The organism is Pectinatus cerevisiiphilus, assembly GCF_004341685.1.
Classification (GTDB): Bacteria; Bacillota; Negativicutes; order Selenomonadales; family Selenomonadaceae; genus Pectinatus; species Pectinatus cerevisiiphilus.
In genome coordinates this window covers 1-6790 of record NZ_SMAA01000033.1, presented here as the reverse complement: position 1 = coordinate 6790, position 6790 = coordinate 1, and the positions used below count along the sequence as shown (strand labels likewise).

5 protein-coding genes are annotated in these 6790 nt (G+C 39.2%); all 5 read right to left on the bottom strand.

Annotation, left to right across the window (positions count from 1 at the left end):
* Positions 1 to 67 precede the first annotated feature (67 nt).
* Positions 68 to 472, bottom strand: a complete 405-nt coding sequence (locus EDC37_RS12055) for a TolC family protein (RefSeq protein ID WP_132551696.1) — start codon at positions 470 to 472, stop codon at positions 68 to 70.
* Between the two features lie 93 nt (positions 473 to 565).
* Entirely contained in the window at positions 566 to 3685 is a 3120-nt protein-coding gene (locus EDC37_RS12050; RefSeq protein ID WP_132551694.1) for an efflux RND transporter permease subunit, read from the bottom strand.
* Complete coding sequence (locus EDC37_RS12045; RefSeq protein WP_132551692.1) at positions 3682 to 4800, bottom strand: efflux RND transporter periplasmic adaptor subunit; 1119 nt, start codon at positions 4798 to 4800, stop codon at positions 3682 to 3684. The genes EDC37_RS12050 and EDC37_RS12045 overlap by 4 nt, the downstream gene beginning before the upstream one ends.
* A 506-nt stretch (positions 4801 to 5306) precedes the next feature.
* Positions 5307 to 5753: a Fur family transcriptional regulator gene (locus EDC37_RS12040; RefSeq protein WP_196589854.1), complete on the bottom strand. Its 447-nt coding sequence runs from the start codon at positions 5751 to 5753 to the stop codon at positions 5307 to 5309.
* 321 nt (positions 5754 to 6074) lie between these two features.
* A complete protein-coding gene (locus EDC37_RS12035; RefSeq protein WP_132551688.1) occupies positions 6075 to 6533 on the bottom strand; it encodes a MarR family winged helix-turn-helix transcriptional regulator in 459 nt (152 codons plus the stop codon).
* Between the last annotated feature and the right edge of the window lie 257 nt (positions 6534 to 6790).

Below are 6790 nucleotides of genomic sequence, written 5' to 3'. Positions count from 1 at the left end.
TGCCCACTTCGAACATACAGTCGAATCTGGAGCATAGTCAGTAGATGCACATATAAAATTTGAAGAATTACTGACAACTACCTTGACATTGAGCGAGTTCCGCTTGTTTAATCATGTTTTCTACTTTACCCCCAGTATAAAGTGGAATACTGGCAACAACCTGGTTACTGAAATAATTATAAGGTGAAAAGGCTTCTGAAGAGGTCGACCATGTAGGCGGAGATGTAGAACGCATATCAGTGTGTGTATAATCAATGGATACATTCTTATTACTTTGAGCTTCTTTTATAGTCCAGGCTGCTTGCTCCGTATGTGCTTCAGCAATCTGTAATGCTGGATTATCTTCATAAGTCAGCGCAATACATGTATCAAGTGATAGTTCTAATGGCTCTGCTAGAGCAGTTTGAGAAAATAGAATGAACGCAGTAACCGATAGAATGACTGCATTAATGAAACCAAATGAGGATCTCATAATTTCTCCTTTCAATTTGATTATTTTAAGATGGATAATTGAATTAACTTAAAAAATGTAATAGTTTCCAGCAATTGTGTAATTTGATCTATGCTATTGAGGCAATGATTTTCCGTCATCATTTAAAGAATTGTTTTTGGTACTGTCAATCGGCTGTGCCTTATACCATGTGGCGTACATAACCGGTAATACCAATAAAGTCAGGATGGTTGCTACCAATAAACCACCAGCAATGGCAATTGCCATAGAACCCCATAAAGTACTGTGTACCAAAGGAATCATACCTAGAATAGCAGCTGCAGCTGTCAGCATAATTGGACGAAAGCGGCTGATTGTTGCTGATACAATAGCGTCCCATAGTGAATCTCCAGCCACTAGGTGTTGCTCAATCTGATCCATCAATATCACGGTATTGCGCATAATAATACCGAATAAAGCAAGAATTCCTAATTGGACTACAAATCCCATAGGACTTCCGGTGAGCAGTAAACTGATTGATACACCGATGATACCAAGTGGCGCTGTTAAAAGGGTTAACAGCATCTTCGGAATACTTTGCAACTGTGTCATGAGCAGAATCATAATGATCAGCATCATGGCCGGAATGGGTTCCGCTAGAAATTTACTGCTTTTAATGCTGCGTTCTGTTGCACCGTCAAATTCAATGGAATAGCCGGTGGGGAGACTATTTCTGAGTTCCTGAAGACTGCCATAAACTTGCTTGGTTACATCCGAGCCGGTAAGTGTAGATGTAGGATTCAGTTCCGCTTGAACCATAATCATAGGTAGCAGATCACGTCGGTAAATTAAACCTTCTTCGGCATCATAACGGATGGTGGCAATTTGGTCGAGTGGAACATATTTACCATTACCAATATGGATGTTGAGATCTTTTAGCCGTTCTGGATTATTACGGTCTGTTTCCGCAAAACGGAGAACCATGTTGATGGTTTTATCATTCTCACGAAATTCGGTAATCGGTGATCCAGATAGCTGAGTTTGGAGCGATGTGGCCAATTGATGGGAACTAAGTCCGAGAGCTTTGGCTTTTGCCTGATCAACCTCCAAATGCATTACTTTATTTTTTTCATTCCAGTTGAGATTTACATTTTGTGTGGCTGGATGGGCGGCCATGACGGTACGGACTTGTTCAGCAATACCACGAACTTTTTCAGCGTCAGGGCCTTTTACCCGCAGCATCACTGGATAGTCGGGTCCTGTTCCGGTGAACAATAATTTGATATGCCCGCGAACATTTGTAAATTTAGTGTTTAATAATTGTTCAGCTTTTTGGGACAGCGCATTACGGGCTTGAATATCTTTGGTCACCACAATGAATTCAGCAAAATTAGATTTATTAAAAGTTGGTTCAAAACTGAGCACAAAGCGCGGAGCTCCTGCCCCTACATGATATGTATAATAGGAAATATTCGGATCACCGTCCAATTCTTTAGCAAACTGACGTGCCACTTCTTCAGTGTTGATTTGAGAAGCTCCTTCCTGTAATTTAAGCTGTATAATTAGTTCTGGACGGCTCGATGGAGGGAAAAATTCCTGTTTAACCAATCCCAGAAGAAAGATAGAACCAATAAATGCAACAACAGTAGCTGTTAGTACGGTTTTACGATGACACATGCACCATAATAACAAGCGTTTAAATTGTCTATAAAATGGAGTGTCATAAAGGTCATGGTGCGTATTATTTTCACTGTCTGTTCGATGCGCCGGTTTTATTTTAATAAATTGATAACCAAGCAAAGGTGTGACTGCTCCAGCAACCAGCCAAGAAGCAAGGAGAGCAAAGAATATAACCCAAAAGAGATCAACACAAAATTCGGCAGCAAGTCCTTTAGAGAAACCGATGGGAATAAAGCCTGCGCAGGTTATTAATGCACCGGTTAAACGAGGGTAGGCAGTAGATGTATAGGAAAAACAAGCAGCATCGAAGCGACTCCAGCCTTGCTCCAGTTTGACGGTTGTCATTTCCGTGGCGATGATGGCGTCATCTACCAATAAACCCAATGCAATTATGAGGGCTCCCAACGAGATACTCTGCAGAGCGATGCCTGTCAGATACATTAAGGTAAAGGTAATAGCAATGACCAATGGAATAGTTAGGGCTACGACCACACCGGAGCGCATGCCCAAACTAGCAAAGCTTACGATTAAGACGATGATAATTGCTTCAACTAAAGATTCAACAAATTCATTGATGGAGGATTCCACAACTTTTGGTTGATTAACAGTTTGATTAATTTCCAGTCCCGTTGGTAGTTCTTGTTTTATTTTGGAGATGGTGGTATCAAGATTTTTACCTAATGTTAGAATATTGCCACCAGGTTCCATTGCCAGTGCAATACCGACAGCTGGTTGGCCGTTAAAGAACATTTTGGGATCGGATGGTTCGGCATAGGCACGAGTTACTTTGGCGATATCTCCCAGGCGGAAGGTGCGCCCACCAGCTTGAATGGGTGTAGCACGGATGTCCTCCATATTTTCAAACATTCCGGTAATTCGTAAGTATGCATCGTCTGATGCTGTTTCCAACATACCGGCGGAAGCCATGGTATTTTGTTCTTTTAAGGCAGTCGTAATTAAGGTTGGATCAATACCCAAACGAGCCAGTTTGCTATTTTCGATTTCGATATAGATCTTTTCGGTTTGCACTCCCAGAAGTTCAACTTTGCTTACGCTGGGAACGTTTAAGAGAACACGACGGATTTTTTCAGCACGCTCTCTCATTTCTTCATAAGTAAATCCATCACCGGTTAACGTATAGACAACACCATATACTTCATCGTATCGATCATTAAATGTAGGTTCCGAAACTCCTTCTGGGAGAGTTCCTTTGATATCATTCACCATATTGCGGGCTTCAACCCATCTGGCACGAAGCTCTTTGGCGGGTACCTGATCTTTGAGATTAACGTAAATCACCGTATGTCCCGGTGTAGAATAACTTTTTAAATAGTCGAGTCCAGGTAAGTCCTGTAGTTTCTTTTCAATTTTATCCGTAACCTGTTCTTCCACCTGGCTGGCACTGGCTCCAGACCAAGAAACACTGACAATCATTTGTTTAATGGCAAAATCTGGGTCTTCCATACGGCCGACGTTCTTGTAAGAGAAAAGACCGGCCGCAAAAAAAAGGACGATAAAAAAATAAATGAATTGTTTGTGCTTTAATGACCATGCTGTAAGATTAAAATGCTTCATAGAGAATCACCGGTTGTTTTTACCCTCTGCCCTTCTTCTAATTTATGAACACCGGCAGTGATAATACGGTCACCGGTTTCCAATCCGGTTAACACTTGTATTGTACCATTACCGAAAGAACCGGTTTTAATGGGGCGTAGTGTCAGGATATTGTTGTTTACAACCCAGACAGCAGGCGTATCACCAGTCTGATAAAGTGCAGATATTGGAATTGAAAAACCCGTAGTGGCATCAACGTCAGCTAAGGAAACGGTAGCTGTCATTCCTAATTTAATGGCGGGTGACGGATTGAGTAGGCTGATGCGCACTTTGAAGGTTCGTGTTGTTGGATCGGCCATGGGAGCGATTTCTCGCACTTGCCCGTTCAGTGTCACGTTAGGTAAGGCCCAGAAAGTAACTTGGAATCGTCCCGCGGTTTTTAGTTCTTCCAGCCGGTTTTCGGGTACGTTGATTTCGATTTCCCGTTCTCCATCCTGAACGATGGTAACAACTGTCTGACCGGCGTTAACAATCTGTCCAGCCTCAGCGGTGATTGCCGACACAACACCGGACTGATCAGCTGTCAATAAAGTGTAATCCAGTTGATTGGCACCTTGTGTATATTGGGCCGTCGCCTGTTGTACTGCCGCTGTGGCAGCATCATAGGCATTGACGTACTGGTCATACTGAGCATGACTGATTGCACCACCATCCAGTAATTGCTGGTAGCGCTCCAAATTACTTTTGGCAAGCTTGAGTTGCGACTGGGCGGAATACACTTGAGCAGAATTGCTATTCACTGTTTGCTGAATATCTTTCGCATCCATTTGCATCAGCACATCACCGGCATTAACCCTGCTGCCTAGTTGCACATTACGTTTAATAATTTTACCGGTGACTTGAAAAGCCAATTGACTTTCATAGCGGCCACGCACCTCTCCTGGATAGGTGTAATTTTGTCCAGTGTCAGCCGCTTGAATGACTTGAGTGCGGACCACAGGGAGATTTTCCGATTTTATCGGTGCTTTGCTAAAATATGCTTTTATCATAATTCCAATTATTAGGCACAATAGAATTAAAACAGCCAGAATATAACAGTATTTTTTTCGACTGAGATTCAATCGCACGTTGAACATAAAAACACTCCTTATTATATGTAATTTGTTTGGACAAAAATTTAAGGGGAGGCTAGACAATGTAAAACAGCTGCATGTCCAATAGTTCAGTTAGAATAGGACAACACCTGACTTATATGACGGTTAACATTTGATTCGTTGCTATATAAGTATGTGCTGTGGCGCAGAATGATTGTTCCCATAGCAAAAAATAGAATGAGATAATAAGTCCTGCATAGAAATAAATAACCACCCTTGATCGTTTTGTAATAAAATAAAAGATAAACTCTCGCTAGATAAATTTGCATAAATAGAATATTCACAGTATAGTTAACCTGGTTAACTATAAGAATGTCACTAACATGCTTTCGCAAGGGATATCCTTGTTGTGAAGTGTTATATTTTTAGTCCTAACTATAAATCGATTATAGGATATTACTTCAATAACCTGTTTGTTACCAGAACGTAAATCAACTGAAAAAATGATTTTATTGCATTTAATAAAAAGTGAATGGGTAAAGAACCACTCAGATAACATTACTACGAGATACATTGTTCTGACTAGGTACAGTAGAAAGACCTGAATGATTTCGTTTAGTTTGACAATCCTTACAATATCCATGTATATATAGCTGATAATCTAAAACTAAAAAATTCGTCACCGTCATGGTAGTAATTATAGTATCTAGTGCATTTGCCAAGCTGCCTTTTATTTCAATAACTTTGCCACAGGAATTACAAAGAAGATGATGGTGGTGACGTGGTGAGTAAAGTTCATAGCGTTGGCATCCATCGCCAAAATCGAGTTTCTGGACAATATTCAGGGTACTAAATAATTCCATGGTTCGATAAACAGTGGCCAGACCAATCTTAGGATACTGTCTATGAATAATTTCATAAATATCTTCGGCACTAAAATGATAACCTGTATAACTAGTAAGTGTGTGAAAAATAAGTTCTCTCTGCCAGGTCAACTTATAATTGCCATTGAGTTTTTTTCTTGATTTAAACGTATTCACTAGCGAAGTTCCTTTCTGGAAATTTATGTTGACTAAAATAAAGAAATATTTGGTGCATAATGGAATGCATAATTAAAGTTGTTAACCAGTCTTCAGGGGAGTTGAATGGAAATCCCTTTTAATATGAATGATTATTGTTTCAAAAAAAGTTAACCAAGTGAACTATTTAAGAAAATAATAAGAATGTTGATATAGAAAGTTTATCTTACCGACATTCTTATTCAATGTCTCATTATTTTAATATAGTTAATAAGGTGAACTATAAAAGAAATTTTTTTATTTTTCCTGTTCCATATGATCAATATACTGTTCCAATTCTTCTAAGAGATCGCTGAGAAAGAAATATTCTTCTGGTGTTAATGAATTGATTTTTTTCATAATGCCGCTATCAAAGGTTTCATGAAATTCGAAGTGATGGTGAACGGCAAGGCGGCCTTTATTCGTCAACTCTAAAAGAATATTTTTTTTATTACCGGGTTCTTGATAACGATAGAGCATATCTTTTTGGATAAGTTTGTGGATGAGTTTTGGTAAAGCACTTTTAGAAATACCCTGTCGGTCTGCTAATTCGGTTACGGTTATACCTGGATATTTGCCAATCATTTCGAGGGTATGAATTTCCGACGAGTATAAGAGCTTGTCTGTGCCAAATTTATTTGGTTGCTTCATTGCCTCAAACAATTTCCTTGACAACCTGAAAAGAGATTCCAGCATTTTCTTTCTTTGTCCTGTCATTGTCTTAACCTCATATTGTTAGTAAAATATCTAATTGCTATTCTATGACTATATTGTACACTAGGTTAACTATATGTCAAGCTATATTTTCATAAAGAATAAGAAGACTTTATACTAAATGTTGTAGTAAGCAAAAATTTAAGCGTACTCTGACATTATTTTTTTAGGTTAATTGTAAAATGAAATTGAACAGATAAAAATCCATAGTGACCTCGTGTTATGATTTAGGTGTCTAATCAAAAATATAACCTGAGGTA